We start from the raw sequence: 15,870 nt of genomic DNA on the forward strand, positions 1-15,870 counted from the left end.
GAGTAGAAAGTTTTTATGTAAACGTTAAGTATTTATAAGGTGTTTTTAGTTTGAAATAAGAGCTTTACAGTTAAAAAAGATGAACGATAACCGAAAGACTGTTTTTATTTGTGTTTTTTCTATGAAAATATTTGCGCAAATAAAACTTTGTAGTAAATTTGCATCCTCAATTAGAGATTGGCCTATGGTGTAACTGGCAACACGTCTGGTTTTGGTCCAGAAGAGTCTAGGTTCGAGCCCTAGTAGGCCAACAAGAAATAAAATCCCGATATAGCAATATGTCGGGATTTTTTGTTTTTGTAGTTATTAGAAAAGAGAAAATAGAAAAGAGAACAGAGAGCAGAGAGCAGAGATTTGTTGGGAGCAGTGCTCAAATATTGGTTTTCGATTTATGATTTCTTTATATAGTTATAAATTAGACTAAGAGATTTACGTCTAATCATCAAACAGTCTAAGATCTCAAAAACAAAGCCCACTCAAGTCTAACAGCGAAGCGGTCTTTGTTATCTATTCTAACAGCGAAGCGGTCTTTTTTACAACAGCGAAGTGGACTATGTCAAAATCTTAAACGTCATTACTGGTCGCTTAGAATGGTTGACAAGGTCTTCACTAATGCTTCCATTGAAAAAATGCGCGATGCCTTGACGTCCATGCGTGCTAATTCCGATTAAATCAGCATCAATATCTTTGGAAAAATTCAATATACCCTGTTCTACACTGTCGTCGTTATAAATATGCGTAGAGTAATTTTCGAATTCAGAATCTTTAATGAATGCATTAATCCTTTTTCTGGCTTCAGAAGTGGATATAAAACTATTGGCGGTATTGACCATCACCAAGTACATTTTGGCGTTAAAAATTTTGGCAACTTCTGTAGCCTGTTTGTATGTTTCTCTGTTGTCTTTATTAAAATCTGATGCAAAAACAAAGCGATCAACTTTAAAGTTGGCGTGCTCATTTTTAATGACTAAAACAGGAATGTCAGAGGTGCGAACTACCTTTTCAGTATTGGAGCCAATAAACATTTCTTTTAAACCTGTAGCCCCGTGGGAGCCCATCACGATGAGATCGACATTGTATTCGTGGCAGGTGTCAATAATACTGCTGAATGAAGGGTAGTTTTTAACAATATCATGCACCATTAAACCATTTAAATAGTCCCTAGCCAGCAGGTCCTCAAATTTTTGCTGTGCAAGTTTCATGAAAAACATGGCTTCAGGGATTGGGCTTGCAGCGTTCATCATATCAACTTCTTGCAACGGAAGCTCAAGCATGTGCAATAAGTATATTTTGGAATCGTGTTTTCTAGCCAATTGTGCAGCTACTTTTAAAGCATTTTCTGCCTGTTCAGAGAAGTCGGTGGGAACGAGTATTTTTTTCATGATGACGAAGTGGCTTAGTGAGTATTAAATTTAATAATAAAATTCGACATTACATCCTTTGGATAAATCAATAAAAAAATTGTATATTTGCACCGCTGAATGGTAAAAGAAAACACGAGGGGACAAGAAAGTCCCCTCTTTTTATACTAATTATATGCTGAGTGAGAAGACAGTTAAGGACTTAATTGATAACGCATTAGAGGAAAGGTCAGATCTTTTTTTAATTGATCTCAAAGTGAATCCGGATAACAAGATTAGTGTTGTTATTGATGGAGATAACGGTGTTACTGTAGAGGACTGTATGTTTATGAGTCGTGGTATTGAAAACAATTTAGACAGAGAAGAAGTTGATTTTTCTTTGGACGTTGCATCCTCTGGAGCTACTTCGCCTTTGATCAATACGCGGCAGTATAAAAAAAATATAGGAAGAACCTTGGCGGTAAAAGCAAAGCCCGATTTGAAATTTGAGGGTGAATTAACAGATGTTGATGAGGCTGGCGTGACCTTGGAATGGAAAACAAAAGAACCTAAGCCAGTTGGTAAAGGGAAAATAACCGTAAATAAGCAGGCTAAGATTATGTATGATGATATTTTAGAAGCTAAAGTGATAATAAAATTTTAATTCGATAAGTTATGGAGAATATTGCGTTAATTGATTCTTTTTCAGAATTTAAGGACGATAAATTAATTGATCGTGTAACCTTAATGGCGATTTTAGAAGATGTTTTGAGGAATGCATTGAAGAAGAAGTATGGAGATGACGATAACTTTGATATCATTATAAATCCTGACAAGGGAGATTTAGAAATTTGGAGAAATAGAGTTGTTGTTGCTGATGGAGAGGTTGAAGAACCTAACCAAGAAATTGAATTGTCAGAAGCACGCAAAATTGAACCCGATTTTGAGGTGGGCGAAGATGTTGCAGAAGCAGTAAAACTTATCGATTTAGGAAGACGTTCTATTTTGGCTTTGCGTCAGAATTTGATCTCTAAAATCCATGAGCATGATAATACAAATATCTACAAGCACTTTAAAGACTTAGTAGGTGAAATTTATACTGCTGAAGTACATCACATTCGTCATAGAGCTATTATTTTATTGGATGATGAAGGTAACGAGATCATCCTTCCAAAAGAAAAGCAAATTCCATCTGATTTTTTCCGTAAAGGAGAAAATGTAAAGGGAATTATAGAAAGTGTTGAGCTTAAAGGTAATAAGCCAACTATTATCATGTCTAGAACAGCGCCAGTCTTTTTGGAGAAATTGTTTGAACAAGAAATTCCAGAAGTTTTTGACGGTTTGATTACGGTTAAGAAAGTAGTGCGTATGCCAGGTGAAAAGGCTAAAGTGGCGGTAGATTCTTATGATGATAGAATTGACCCTGTTGGCGCCTGTGTAGGGATGAAAGGATCTAGAATTCACGGTATTGTGAGAGAGCTAGGTAATGAAAACATTGACGTTATCAACTATACCAGTAATATCCAATTGTTCATCACCAGGGCCTTAAGTCCAGCAAGGGTAACCTCTGTAAAGCTTAATGAAGAAACCAAGCGGGCTGAAGTGCTTCTTAAACCAGAAGAAGTGAGTAAAGCTATTGGTAGAGGAGGTCACAATATTAGATTGGCTGGACAGTTAACAGGATATGAAATCGATGTCTTTAGGGAAGGTGCAGAAGAGGATGTTGAATTGTCAGAATTTTCTGATGAAATTGAAGGTTGGATTATTGAGGAATTCAGTAAAGCAGGTTTAGACACTGCTAAGAGTATATTAGAACAAGATGTTCAGGATTTGGTTAAGAGAACCGATTTAGAAGAAGAAACCATTTTAGATGTTATCAGAATTCTTAAGGAAGAATTTGAAGAATAACACATATTAAGTTATATTAGAAGCAATTTATGGCTGATACAATTAGATTAAATAAAGTATTAAGAGAGCTCAATATTTCCATTGACCGTGCAGTTGATTTTTTAGAATCAAAAGGCATTGCTGTGGAAAAGAGTCCTAATACGAAAATATCAGAGGATGTTCATACGATTCTTTCCAATGAATTTCAAACTGATGCCAATAAAAAAATGGCCTCTCAGGAGGTTAGTGAGGCAAAGTTGAAAGAAAAAGAGGAGTTACGTGAGCAGCGTGAAAGGGAGATTGAGGAAAAACTGAAGAAAGAGGAGGCCAACAAACAAGTTGTAAAGGCGAAAGCGTCTCTTAGTGGGCCGAAGCAAGTTGGTAAGATTGATTTAGACGGCAAGAAGTCTGAAACAACCGAACAACCAAAAGTGGAAGCACCTAAAGAGGACAAGCCTAAAACGGAAGAACCAAAGGTTGAAAAGCCGGTGGAAGAGCCAAAAGCGCCTAAACCGTCAGAAGAAGCTAAGCCAGCTGAAAAGGTGGCACCAGTTGCCAAAGAGACACCTAAGGAAGATTCTAAAAAAGCTGATACGCCCAAAGAAGCGCTAAAAAAAGAGACGCCAGCTGAAAAGACGGAAGCTCCTAAAGTTGCCGATGCTGTAGAAGCACCTAAAACTTCAGAGACAGGTGAAGAACAAATCAAAACCCAATATCAAAAACTATCTGGTCCTAAAATAGCGGGAGAAAAGATAGACCTTTCTCAGTTTAACAAACCGAAAAAGAAAAAAGAAGAGAAGAAGCCGGCAGCAAATGACGCCAATAAGAAAAAGAGACGTCGTATTAGCAAAGGACCTTCGGCTCCCGGAGACAAACCGGCTTTTGGTGCCAATAGAGGTACAAGTCCTAATTATAAAGGGAAATCTGGAAACAGAACCAGTACAGTAAAAGAAGAGCCAAGTGAAGCGGATGTGCAAAAGCAAATTCGCGAAACCCTTGAAAAACTTCAAGGAAAAACCAATAAAGGTAAAGGCGCCAAGTACAGAAGGGATAAAAGAGATCAGCACCGTTCGCAAACGGAAAAGGATATTGAGCAGCAAGAAGCGGAAAGCAAAGTGTTGAAAGTAACTGAGTTTGTTACGGCAAGTGAGGTGGCTACTATGATGGATGTTCCGGTAACGCAAATTATCTCAGCCTGTATGTCTTTAGGGATGATGGTAACGATGAACCAGCGTTTAGACGCCGAAACCTTATCAGTTGTTGCTGATGAGTTTGGTTATGACGTTGAATTTGTAACCTCAGATCTAGAAGACAACATTGTGGTTGTTGAAGACAAACCAGAAGACTTAATAGATCGAGCACCTATTGTGACTGTAATGGGGCACGTAGATCACGGTAAGACATCACTTTTGGATTACATCCGTAAAGAAAATGTTATTGCCGGGGAGTCTGGAGGGATTACACAGCATATTGGAGCCTACGGGGTGCAATTGGAAGGTGGTCAAAAAATGGCCTTCTTGGATACACCAGGTCACGAAGCCTTTACGGCAATGCGTGCCCGTGGCGCTCAAGTAACAGATTTAGCAATTATTGTTATTGCAGCAGATGATAGTATCATGCCGCAGACTAAAGAAGCAATTGCCCATGCGCAAGCGGCTGGAGTGCCAATTGTTTTTGCCATTAATAAAATAGATAAGCAGGGAGCTAACCCTGAAAAGGTAAAAGAAGGTTTAGCGCAAATGAACTTATTGGTTGAAGATTGGGGTGGAAAAATCCAATCCCATGATATCTCAGCCAAAACAGGTCATGGCGTAAAAGAACTATTGGAAAAAGTACTTCTTGAGGCTGAATTGTTAGAGCTTAAAGCAAACCCTAACAAAAGTGCAGTTGGTACTGTTGTAGAAGCCTTTTTAGATAAAGGTAGAGGGTATGTTTCCACAATTTTAGTGCAGGCAGGAACCTTAAGAGTAGGAGATTACGTATTGGCTGGAAAAAACAGTGGTAAGGTAAGAGCCATGCATGATGAACGTGGAAATGATGTTAAGAGTGCAGGACCTTCTACACCAGTATCGATCTTAGGATTGGATGGGGCACCACAAGCAGGTGATAAATTTAATGTATTTGCTGATGAACGTGAAGCAAAACAAATTGCCGCAAAACGTACACAGTTACAACGTGAGCAATCTGTAAGAACGCAACGTCATATCACGCTTGATGAAATTGGTCGTCGTATCGCCCTTGGAGATTTCCAAGAGTTGAATATTATCCTTAAGGGAGATGTGGATGGATCAGTTGAGGCCTTAACGGATTCATTCCAAAAACTGTCTACTGAAGAAATTCAAGTAAATATCATCCATAAAGGTGTTGGTGCCATTACAGAAAGTGATGTATTGTTAGCCACCGCATCTGATGCTATTATTATCGGATTTAACGTACGCCCAATGGGTAATGCACGTCAAATTGCTGATAAGGAAGAAATTGATATCAGAATGTACTCTATTATCTACGATGCTATTAATGACCTTAAAGATGCCATGGAAGGCATGTTGTCTCCAGAGCTTAAAGAGGAAATTACAGGAACTGCCGAAATTAGAGAAATCTTTAAGGTGTCTAAAATTGGAACAATTGCTGGGTGTATGGTCACTTCAGGTAAAATCTTCAGAAACTCAGGCATCCGCTTGATTAGAGAAGGTGTCGTGGTTTATACAGGTGAATTGTCATCATTGAAACGTTTCAAAGACGATGTTAAAGAAGTCTCTAAAGGTTACGATTGTGGAATGCAAATTAAAAACTATAATGACATTAAAGAGAATGATGTTATTGAAGCCTTCCATGAAGTAGAAGTGAAAAAGAAATTGAGATAAGATTAGTTATATAACCATAAAAAAAGCGACTCGTAGGAGTCGCTTTTTTTTATGTAGTATAATGGTTCTGATGTTGTTGTGTAATTTTATATGAATCGCCATAAAATAGTATTTTAAAGCGCATTTAATGCTCATAACGTCCATCGCATATAATAATTAGCAGGTGTTTGTTGATGGGAGCCTTAAATAGCCTCAAACGTAGTCATCCACCTAAACCGGTAACTCTATTTTATTTTTGGAAGTAAAATAAAAGCGTTTGCATAGCTTTTCTTTACCGTAATCAGGGCACGGTCTGCTTCTAAACGTGTTCTAAAATTGCCTACCCATATTTTGTAGTTCGGTTGTTCATACTCTATAGAATTACTCCATTGAGGAAACAAGCTGGCTGCCTGACTTTTTGCTGCTTCCGCGCCACCTCTCGATCCATTATAGACTTGAATTCTAAACGCGTTCAAAATTCGCAGATCTTTCTTAAACTCTAATAATTTATCAATATCCTTTGGCTGATCAATGGACACTGTGCCTTGTTGCGCAACCATAGCATCAGTGGTTAAGAAACACGTAAATGCAATTAGGGCTAATTTTGCGATAGGTTTTATCATGGAATTTTCTTCTTTTAGAATAAATAGTGTTTATTTGTTGTTGTGATCAAATTTAATTTAGCGTTCACAATTTGCAAAAATATCAAATTTAATTTGCAATCCGCTCATGTCATTTTAATTAACTAGAATAAGGGCTCGTTTATTATTTAGAATCTTTATAAATTATCAATTAACAGAACTGTAACATTTCCATAATCGACTTTAAGTATTACTTTTGCCAGAGATTTTATAACTGTATTTTTTTCTTTTTAATGAAAAAATCATACCAAAGTTTGGAAGATAATTCAACTAATAATATGAAACAGGTGATACACCGTAAATTGGCCTCTAATATTCTACAATTAGGGTTTCTTATTTTACTTACGTTTTCAACATCGCTTCACGCTCAAGATGGTGATCCTGCAAAGGGAAAAACATTATACAACTCCAATTGTGCCGCATGTCATAAATTAGACGGGCCCATGACTGGACCAGCGCTTCGTAATATCGAGCAACGTTTGGCAGATGAGCAAGGTCTGGATAGGGAGTGGTTAACTGCTTGGATTCATAATAGTGCCGGCCTTATCAAATCTGGTGATGCTTACGCAAATAAAATATACAACGATTACAACAAGTTGCCAATGACGGCTTTTCCTCAGTTGTCTGATCAGGATATCAGTGATATCTTGGCCTATACTGCTGAAGAGAAGGCAGCTCCTCCAGTTCCTGAGGCGAATACTGGTGGCGGCGCTACTGGTGGTGATTCTGGTACGTCAAATACTTTGATTCTTGGAGCTCTTGCAGTTTTGTTTGCACTATTGGCCATGGCTTTAATTTTAGTAAGACGTACGTTAAACCGTTTTGCTGAAGCTAAGGGAATTGTGGTTGAAGATCAAAAAGGCGTTTCTATCTGGAAAGCCTTTGTTCAAAATCAATTCTTAGTATTGGTTAGTGTTGTGTTATTATTGCTTGCTAGTGGTTATTTTGTATATGGCTATTTTATGCAGGTAGGTGTAGATCAAGGATATGAGCCAGTGCAGCCAATTCATTACTCTCACCGAATTCACGCCGGAGACAATGGTATTGATTGTAAGTACTGTCACTCTTCTGCTAGAGTAAGTAAACAATCTGGCATCCCATCATTAAACGTGTGTATGAATTGTCATAAATCTATTTCTGAAGTGTCTCCGGAGACTTTGGCAGAAGGGCAAGAGTACGGCGTAGATTACAATAAAGAAATTGAAAAACTTTACGCTGCTACAGGATGGAGTCCTGCTGAGCAAAAATATACAGGCGAACCACAACCCGTAAAATGGATTCGTATACACAACTTGCCTGACTTTGCATATTTCAACCACGCACAACACGTAACGGTTGGTGGTATTGAGTGTCAAACTTGTCACGGTCCTGTTGAAACTATGGAAATTATGTCGCAGCATGCGCCATTAACAATGGGTTGGTGTATCAATTGCCACAGAGAAACTGATGTGAAGGTTGAGGACAATGCATATTACACCAAAATTCATGAGCAGTTGTCTAAAAAATATGGTGTAGAGAAACTAACTGTTGCACAAATGGGTGGTTTAGAATGTGGTAAATGCCATTATTAAACGAGTAAATAGAGCGCTATTCCTCTAAAGGAAGCTTTAGAACAAACAAAAAAGGTATAACATCTTAGACTTACGATTGACGACTTACGATTGCCATGCTAGAGACAATCTGTAAATTAGAATCGTAGATCGGAAATCAAAAATCGTAAATATAAATTATGTCATCAAACAAGAAATACTGGAAAAGTGTTGAGGAGCTAAATACAGATAGCTCTATTGTTGAGGCGCTTAGGCAAAATGAATTTGTTGAAGAAATTCCGACGGACGAATTTTTAGGTAACAAATCCAATTTGGAGAAGTCTTCAACAACACGTCGTGATTTCTTAAAATATGTTGGTTTCAGTACAGCAGCCGCTTCTTTAGCAGCTTGTGAAGGCCCGGTAATCAAATCGATTCCTTACGTTGTGCAACCAGAAGAAATCATACCTGGTGTGGCTAATTATTATGCTACTACAATTGCTGATGGTTTTGATTTTGCAAGTGTTTTAGTGAAAACTCGCGAAGGACGTCCTATTAAAATTGAAAGTAATGATCTAGAAGCCGCTAAAGGTGGTGTCAATGCTAGAGTTCATGCTTCTGTTTTAGGGTTGTACGACAACCTAAGAGTTAAAGGCCCTCAAAAAGAAGGTAAAAACATTTCATGGTCTACATTCGATTCTGAGACAAATCAGAAATTGACTGATGTGATGAATGGCGGGAAAGAGATTGTGTTATTGACACAAACTTTTGCAAGTCCATCAACAAGCAAGCTAATTTCTAAGTTTAAGGAAAAGTATGGTTCGGTGCGTCACGTGGTTTATGATGCCGTTTCTGAATCTTCTGCATTAGATGCGTATCAAGCAAAATATGGCGAACGAGGTTTTGCTAATTATGATTTTGCTAAAGCATCTGTAATTGTATCTGTGGGTGCAGATTTTCTGGGAGATTGGCAAGGCGGTGGTTTTGAAGCTGGGTATGCCCAAGGACGTGTTCCAACAAACGGGAAAATGTCACGACATATTCAAGTAGAATCCAACATGTCTCTTACTGGTGCAAATGCTGACAAACGTATTCCGGCAACACCATCTCAACAAAAACAAGCACTTGCTAAATTATATTCTTATGTAACCGGACAATCTGTAACTACAGATTTACCTGCACATATTGATGAGAGTATTCAGAAAGTAGCTTCAGAGTTAAAAAGAGCGGGTAGCAACGGTGTTGTTGTGACAGGTATAAATGATGTCAATGCACAAACAGTTGCCCTAGAGATTAATACTGCCTTAGGAAGTAAAGCTTTTGATGCAGCTACGCCTATCAAAATAAGACAAGGTAGCGATAAGGAAGTTATGACTTTGGTGGCTGATATGAAAGCTGGTAAGGTTGGGGCCTTAATTATGAGTGGTGTTAATCCGCTATATACATTGCCAAATGCAAAGGAGTTTGCAGAAGGTTTAAAACAAACAGAATTGTCTATCGCATTTTCTATGAAAGCCGATGAGACCGCTTCTGAATCTCAATATATTGCTGCAGCACCTCACTATTTAGAGTCATGGGGTGATGTTGAGCTTAAAAAAGGTCATTTTGGTTTAACACAACCAACAATCCGCCCTTTATTTGATACACGTCAATTTCAGGACGCGTTGTTAAAATGGAGTGGAAGTGATCTTTCTTACTACGATTTTATCAAAGAAAACTGGGATACTGGTGTGCTTGGTGGTGCTTCATTTAATCAAGCATTACATGATGGTATATTTGTATCAACAGGCCTAACCAGTGTATTGGCTACAGGTCCAGAATCTGCACCAGAAGGTGATGTTGCTGAACAAACCATGACCGCTTCCTCAGGAGGTGAAGCTGCAAGAGCTTTAGCTACTGCTGCCAAAGGAAATGGAATGGAATTGCAACTTTATACCAAAACTGGTATGGGAGATGGGCAACAGGCCAACAATCCATGGTTACAAGAGTTTCCTGATCCAATTACTAGGACAACTTGGGATAACTATGTCACGGTTTCTAGCGCTGACGCCAAAAAATTGGGCATTAAAAATTGGCATGTTGCTGATGGAGGTCTTAATGGAAGTTTGGTTGAAGTTACAGTTAATGGTCATGCCATGACTGTGCCAGCAATCATTCAGCCAGGTCAAGCTTTAGGATCTGTAGGGATGTCTTTTGGTTACGGTCGTAAAAAAGGTCTTAAGGAAGAAATGCAAGTAGGTATAAACGCTTACCCTTTCTATAATAATTTTAATAATGTTCAAGATTGTTCTTTAAAGGTAGTTGCTGGAACGCATGAATTTGCTTGTATCCAATTGCATAATACTTTAATGGGTCGTGGCGATATCATAAAGGAAACTACACTCGAAATTTTCAATACTAAGGATAAGAGCTACTATAATGAAGTTCCTCACGTCTCCTTAAATCATATCGAAACTCCTGTAACGTCTCCAGATGTCGATTTATGGGACGAGTTTGATAGATCTATTGGTCATCATTTTAACTTGTCTATAGACCTGAATGCGTGTACAGGATGTGGGGCGTGCGTTATTGCTTGTCACGCTGAAAACAACGTACCGGTAGTAGGTAAAGCTGAAGTGAGAAAGAGTAGAGATATGCATTGGTTGCGTATTGATAGATATTACTCTTCAGAAGATACATTTACCGAAGATCTCAATAAGAAAGAGGCTGCAAATGGCTTAACTGGTGACACCGGTATTAAGAACACCCTACACGAAATGGAAATTGCAGCCGACAATCCTCAGGTAGCATTCCAACCTATGATGTGTCAACACTGTAACCACGCACCTTGTGAAACTGTTTGTCCTGTAGCGGCAACATCTCATGGACGTCAAGGTCAAAACCATATGGCGTATAATAGATGTGTTGGTACACGTTACTGCGCAAACAACTGCCCATATAAAGTGCGTCGTTTCAACTGGTTCTTGTATGCTAAGAATGATGAGTTTGATTACCACATGAACAATGATCTTGGACGTATGGTATTAAATCCTGATGTTGTAGTGCGTTCTCGTGGTGTTATGGAAAAATGTTCAATGTGTATTCAAAAAACACAGAAAACGATTCTTGATGCGAAACGTGATGGACGTGAAATTAAAGATGGTGAATTCCAAACTGCATGTTCTGCAGCTTGCGGTACAGGGGCAATGGTATTTGGAGATATCAATGATAAAGAAAGTAAAGTTGCGAAACTTAAGGAAGATAAACGTATGTATCACGCACTGGAATACGTTGGCACCAAGCCAAATGTTCAGTACCACACAATCGTGAGAAATACAACCGAAGCATAATAATTAATTAAGAAATAATTCTAAAAGCATTATGGCGTCTCATTACGAAGCACCTATTAGAAGACCTTTAGTTAGAGGTGAAAAATCATACCACGACGTTTCCGTGGATATCGCTAAGCCTGTAGAAGGAAAAGCCAACAAGTCGTGGTGGATAGTTTTTTCTATCTCGCTTCTCGCCTTTCTTTGGGGAATTGGTTGTATTATATATACCGTCTCAACAGGGATTGGTGTTTGGGGTCTAAATAAAACAGTTGGATGGGCCTGGGACATTACCAATTTCGTTTGGTGGGTAGGTATCGGTCACGCAGGAACCTTGATTTCAGCAGTATTGTTATTATTCCGTCAAAAATGGCGTATGGCTATTAACCGTTCTGCGGAAGCGATGACCATTTTCGCTGTTGTTCAGGCAGGATTGTTCCCAATCATACACATGGGTCGACCTTGGTTAGCTTACTGGGTATTGCCTATTCCAAATCAATTTGGTTCTTTATGGGTTAACTTTAATTCGCCATTACTTTGGGACGTGTTTGCAATTTCTACATATCTATCGGTATCTTTAGTGTTCTGGTGGACTGGTTTGTTGCCTGATTTTGCCATGTTGAGAGATAGAGCTGTAAAGCCGTTTCAAAAGAAAATATATGCTTTATTAAGTTTTGGATGGTCAGGTAGAGCTAAAGATTGGCAACGTTTTGAAGAAGTGTCATTGGTTCTTGCAGGTTTGGCAACACCACTTGTACTTTCTGTACATACGATTGTATCTTTTGACTTCGCAACCTCAGTAATTCCAGGATGGCATACTACCATTTTCCCTCCATACTTTGTTGCCGGAGCGGTATTCTCAGGCTTCGCTATGGTAAACACCTTATTGATCATCATGAGGAAAGTGGTAAGTCTTGAAGATTATATTACCATTCAGCATATTGAATTGATGAACATCGTCATCATGATTACCGGGTCTATTGTTGGTGTTGCTTATATTACTGAGTTGTTTATCGCTTGGTATTCTGGAGTAGAATATGAGCAATATGCTTTCTTAAATAGAGCTACTGGACCTTACTGGTGGGCGTATTTACTGATGATGACCTGTAACGTGTTCTCTCCACAATTTATGTGGTTCAAGAAATTGAGAACGAGTATTATGTTCTCATTCTTTATCTCCATTGTTGTAAACGTTGGAATGTGGTTTGAGCGTTTCGTAATTATCGTGACCTCATTACATAGGGATTACTTGCCATCATCATGGACCATGTTCTCTCCAACCTTTGTTGATATCGGCATCTTTATCGGGACCATTGGATTCTTCTTTGTATTGTTTTTGTTATATGCACGTACATTCCCAGTAATTGCACAAGCAGAAATCAAAACAATTTTAAAATCATCTGGTCAGAGTTACAAAAGCATAAGAGATTCAGGTGGAAGCTTGGTAGGTACGGGTATTGATAAGCGTACACACAAAGTTGTTCCGCATGCAGGAGCTCCAGTGGTGGAAGCGCCATCAACGGCAGCGGCACATGACCCTGAAGCGATTAATAAGCTTATGGAGGGTGTTGGCACTTTTGATCCATTGACACAAACAAAAGACGACTTACAGCAAATTAACGGAATAGGTCCTAAAATGGAAGAAATTCTTAACGGAATAGGTATTTACTCCTACTTGCAAGTAAGTAAGATGACGAAAAGAGAATATGACTTGTTAGACGAGATTACGGCATCTTTCCCAGGAAGGGCTGAGCGTGATGATTGGGCAGGACAAGCTATAACATTAATTAACAACAAATAGTAGTATGGAAGTATCTTCAAAAGTTATTCACGCTATTTATACAGATGATGATGTCTTAATGGCTGCCGTAAAGAAAGTAAGGGCAGAACGATATCATATTGAAGAAATATATACGCCTTTTCCGGTTCACGGACTAGACAAAGCAATGGGATTGGCACCAACACGTTTGGCAATTACAGCCTTCATTTACGGATGTATTGGTCTCGCGGTTGCTACAGTGATGATGAATTATATCATGATAGAAGATTGGCCACAGAATATAGGTGGAAAACCAAGTTTCAGCTATATTGAAAGTATGCCAGCATTCGTTCCTATTATGTTTGAGTTGACTGTATTCTTTGCAGCGCATTTAATGGTGATTACATTTTACCTACGCAGTAGAATTTGGCCGTTTAAAGAAGCCGAAAACCCAGATGTACGTACAACAGATGATCATTTTTTAATGGAGATCAGTGCGGGTCAAAATCTTGATGAGCAGTTTGATATGTTAAGAAATACAGGAGCAGTAGAAGTTACCTTAATTGATAAAGCACACTAATACACATGAAAAGCTTATTTAAATTAGTAGTATTGATGGTAGTGTTGATCTCTTTTGCATCATGTCAGAAGAGTACGAGACCAAATTATCAGTATTTTCCAGATATGTATGAGTCGGTAGGATATGAATCCTATGATGAAGTTGAGTTCTTGCCTAATGGGATGCAAGCTAAATTACCAGCAGAAGGTTCAGTAGCTAGAGGCCATAAACCATTTGACATTGATGGTTCAATTGAAGGTTATAATGAAGCAAAAGCAAGTTTAAAGAATCCTTTAGATTCTACACAAATTGATTCTCCAAGAGGCGGACAATTATATGATATTTACTGCGCCGTATGTCATGGTAAAAAAGGTGATGGAAAAGGCATCTTAGTATCTCGAGAGAAAATTTTAGGCGTCCCTTCTTTTGATGATCAAGGTAGAGCTTTGACTGAAGGTAGTGTTTACCACACCATACATTATGGTAAAAACGTGATGGGGTCCTATGCAAACCAATTGGACGAAGAAGAGCGTTGGCAAGTTGTAGATTATGTGATGCAACTTAAATCAGAATTAGGAGGAAGTCAGACTGTTAAAGATTCAATATAGATATGTACACAATTTCAAATAGATTAAAGACATTTTCCATTATCCTTATCGTCCTAGGTGTTTTAGGAGTGGCTTATGGTTTTATGACATCTCATAAATCTTTAGAAGAGGTAAAAACAATGTTGGCTCAAGATGGTCATGGGGGCGGTCATGAAGCTACTACTGAGGCACATGTTGTGGCCGGTGACAATGAACATGCAGATAACACGCATGATGCTAACGCACATGACGCTACCGCTGATGTAGAGCATGGTTCTCATGATGATGAGCACGCAGCACACGTACAAGAACGATTGGCAAAGAGACCATGGTCAGCACTTTATGTGGCAGCCTTTTTCTTTATGATGATTGCCTTGGGTGTTTTAGCATTTTATGCGGTTAATGTAGCTGCGCAAGCAGGTTGGTCGCCATTGCTAAACCGTGTTATGGAAGGTATTACAGCCTACCTATTGCCAGGGGCTATTATTGTAGTCGCTATTGCTGTAGGCTCACATTATATTGGTCATCACAACGAAATTTTTATCTGGATGAACCCAGAAGTAGTTGCTGATGATAAGTTGATTCAAAACAAATCTGGATATCTAAATATTCCATGGTTTATTATCAGAGCAGTGATTTTTATTGCAGGATGGGTGGCATATAGACATTTTGCCCGTAAGTTCTCCATCGCTCAAGATACAGCGGAACCAGGTGATAATAGAAACTTTAAAAAAGCATTTCGTATTGCAGCGGCATTTTTAGTATTCTTTATTTATACAGAATCTATTATGTCTTGGGATTGGATTATGAGTGTGGATCCACACTGGTTTAGTACCTTATTTGGTTGGTACGTTTTAGCAGGGATGCTTGTAAGTGGGGTGACTGTAATTGCAATGGTAACCATATTCTTAAAATCATTAGGCCATTTGCCTTTAGTCAATGACAGTCATATTCATGATTTGGCAAAGTATATGTTTGGGTTTAGTGTATTGTGGACATACTTATGGTTCTCACAGTTTATGTTAATCTGGTATGCAAATATTCCGGAGGAAGTAACATACTTTGTAACACGTATTGAAGATTATAAATTACCATTCTTTGGAATGTTAATCTTAAATTTCTTGTTCCCATTGTTAATCTTAATGAACAGTGATTACAAACGTATTCCATGGTTTGTAATTATGTGTGGTGTCCTTATTTTAGTAGGTCACTATATTGATATCTTTGTTATGATTATGCCTGCAACAGCTGGTGATCAATGGTTCATTGGAATTCCTGAAATAGGATCTATTCTATTATTTGGTGGCTTATTCTTGCTTGTTGTGTTCTCATCATTAGCAAAAGCACCGTTAACTGTTAAGAATAATCCATTCCTTAAAGAGAGCGAACATTTCCATTATTAATAACAATATATAAA

The 15,870-nt window shown here is 38.4% G+C and carries 11 protein-coding genes and 1 tRNA gene; 10 read left to right on the forward strand and 2 right to left on the reverse strand.

Annotated elements, in window-relative coordinates; all coding sequences use genetic code 11:
- Nucleotides 1-178 precede the first annotated feature (178 nt).
- Nucleotides 179-251: transfer RNA gene (locus BXY82_RS05745), tRNA-Gln, on the forward strand.
- A 300-nt stretch (nt 252-551) separates the two neighbouring features.
- On the opposite strand, the gene BXY82_RS05750 is transcribed toward BXY82_RS05745, so the two are convergent.
- The gene (locus tag BXY82_RS05750) at nt 552-1,382 is read right to left on the reverse strand and encodes a universal stress protein (RefSeq protein WP_133757199.1); all 831 of its coding nucleotides are present in this window, start codon (nt 1,380-1,382) and stop codon (nt 552-554) included.
- A gap of 154 nt (nt 1,383-1,536) precedes the next feature.
- Here BXY82_RS05750 and rimP point away from each other — a divergent pair, with 154 nt between their 5' ends.
- From rimP to infB, 3 genes are read left to right on the forward strand one after another with little or no spacing between them, the layout of a single operon-like run.
- Nucleotides 1,537-2,004, forward strand: a complete 468-nt coding sequence (gene rimP / locus BXY82_RS05755; protein ID WP_317128566.1) for a ribosome assembly cofactor RimP — start codon at nt 1,537-1,539, stop codon at nt 2,002-2,004.
- An 11-nt stretch (nt 2,005-2,015) separates the two neighbouring features.
- Nucleotides 2,016-3,248: a transcription termination factor NusA gene (gene nusA, locus BXY82_RS05760; RefSeq protein WP_133757200.1), complete on the forward strand. Its 1,233-nt coding sequence runs from the start codon at nt 2,016-2,018 to the stop codon at nt 3,246-3,248.
- Nucleotides 3,249-3,277: 29 nt separating this feature from the next.
- On the forward strand, nt 3,278-6,091 hold the full coding sequence (infB, locus tag BXY82_RS05765; RefSeq protein ID WP_133757201.1) for a translation initiation factor IF-2: 2,814 nt from the start codon (nt 3,278-3,280) through the stop codon (nt 6,089-6,091).
- Nucleotides 6,092-6,315: 224 nt separating this feature from the next.
- On the opposite strand, the gene BXY82_RS05770 is transcribed toward infB, so the two are convergent.
- Nucleotides 6,316-6,693 (reverse strand): SPOR domain-containing protein, encoded by a 378-nt coding sequence (locus BXY82_RS05770; RefSeq protein WP_133757202.1) that lies wholly within the window; start codon nt 6,691-6,693, stop codon nt 6,316-6,318.
- 296 nt (nt 6,694-6,989) lie between these two features.
- Between BXY82_RS05770 and BXY82_RS05775 the strand changes: the two genes are divergently transcribed.
- From BXY82_RS05775 to BXY82_RS05800, 6 genes are all read left to right on the forward strand, one after another.
- Nucleotides 6,990-8,282: a c-type cytochrome gene (locus tag BXY82_RS05775; protein WP_133757434.1), complete on the forward strand. Its 1,293-nt coding sequence runs from the start codon at nt 6,990-6,992 to the stop codon at nt 8,280-8,282.
- Nucleotides 8,283-8,440: 158 nt separating this feature from the next.
- A complete protein-coding gene (locus BXY82_RS05780) occupies nt 8,441-11,569 on the forward strand; it encodes a TAT-variant-translocated molybdopterin oxidoreductase (protein ID WP_133757203.1) in 3,129 nt (1,042 codons plus the stop codon).
- 31 nt (nt 11,570-11,600) lie between these two features.
- Nucleotides 11,601-13,349, forward strand: a complete 1,749-nt coding sequence (nrfD, locus tag BXY82_RS05785; protein WP_133757204.1) for an NrfD/PsrC family molybdoenzyme membrane anchor subunit — start codon at nt 11,601-11,603, stop codon at nt 13,347-13,349.
- Nucleotides 13,350-13,353: 4 nt separating this feature from the next.
- A complete protein-coding gene (locus tag BXY82_RS05790) occupies nt 13,354-13,887 on the forward strand; it encodes a DUF3341 domain-containing protein (RefSeq protein ID WP_133757205.1) in 534 nt (177 codons plus the stop codon).
- A gap of 5 nt (nt 13,888-13,892) precedes the next feature.
- Nucleotides 13,893-14,474, forward strand: coding sequence for a c-type cytochrome (locus BXY82_RS05795; protein ID WP_133757206.1), 582 nt, complete (start codon nt 13,893-13,895; stop codon nt 14,472-14,474).
- Between the two features lie 2 nt (nt 14,475-14,476).
- The gene (locus BXY82_RS05800) at nt 14,477-15,856 is read left to right on the forward strand and encodes a quinol:cytochrome C oxidoreductase (RefSeq protein ID WP_133757207.1); all 1,380 of its coding nucleotides are present in this window, start codon (nt 14,477-14,479) and stop codon (nt 15,854-15,856) included.
- Nucleotides 15,857-15,870 lie beyond the last annotated feature (14 nt).

The organism is Gelidibacter sediminis, assembly GCF_004364975.1.
Lineage (GTDB): Bacteria > Bacteroidota > Bacteroidia > Flavobacteriales > Flavobacteriaceae > Gelidibacter > Gelidibacter sediminis.

Coding starts and splice junctions, on each gene's coding strand:
- nrfD (WP_133757204.1), top strand. CDS start 11,601: ATGGCGTCTCATTACGAAGCACCTATTAGAAGACCTTTAGTTAGAGGT.
- rimP (WP_317128566.1), top strand. CDS start 1,537: ATGCTGAGTGAGAAGACAGTTAAGGACTTAATTGATAACGCATTAGAG.
- infB (WP_133757201.1), top strand. CDS start 3,278: ATGGCTGATACAATTAGATTAAATAAAGTATTAAGAGAGCTCAATATT.
- BXY82_RS05795 (WP_133757206.1), top strand. CDS start 13,893: ATGAAAAGCTTATTTAAATTAGTAGTATTGATGGTAGTGTTGATCTCT.
- BXY82_RS05750 (WP_133757199.1), bottom strand. CDS start 1,382: ATGAAAAAAATACTCGTTCCCACCGACTTCTCTGAACAGGCAGAAAAT.
- nusA (WP_133757200.1), top strand. CDS start 2,016: ATGGAGAATATTGCGTTAATTGATTCTTTTTCAGAATTTAAGGACGAT.
- BXY82_RS05790 (WP_133757205.1), top strand. CDS start 13,354: ATGGAAGTATCTTCAAAAGTTATTCACGCTATTTATACAGATGATGAT.
- BXY82_RS05775 (WP_133757434.1), top strand. CDS start 6,990: ATGAAACAGGTGATACACCGTAAATTGGCCTCTAATATTCTACAATTA.
- BXY82_RS05770 (WP_133757202.1), bottom strand. CDS start 6,693: ATGATAAAACCTATCGCAAAATTAGCCCTAATTGCATTTACGTGTTTC.
- BXY82_RS05800 (WP_133757207.1), top strand. CDS start 14,477: ATGTACACAATTTCAAATAGATTAAAGACATTTTCCATTATCCTTATC.
- BXY82_RS05780 (WP_133757203.1), top strand. CDS start 8,441: ATGTCATCAAACAAGAAATACTGGAAAAGTGTTGAGGAGCTAAATACA.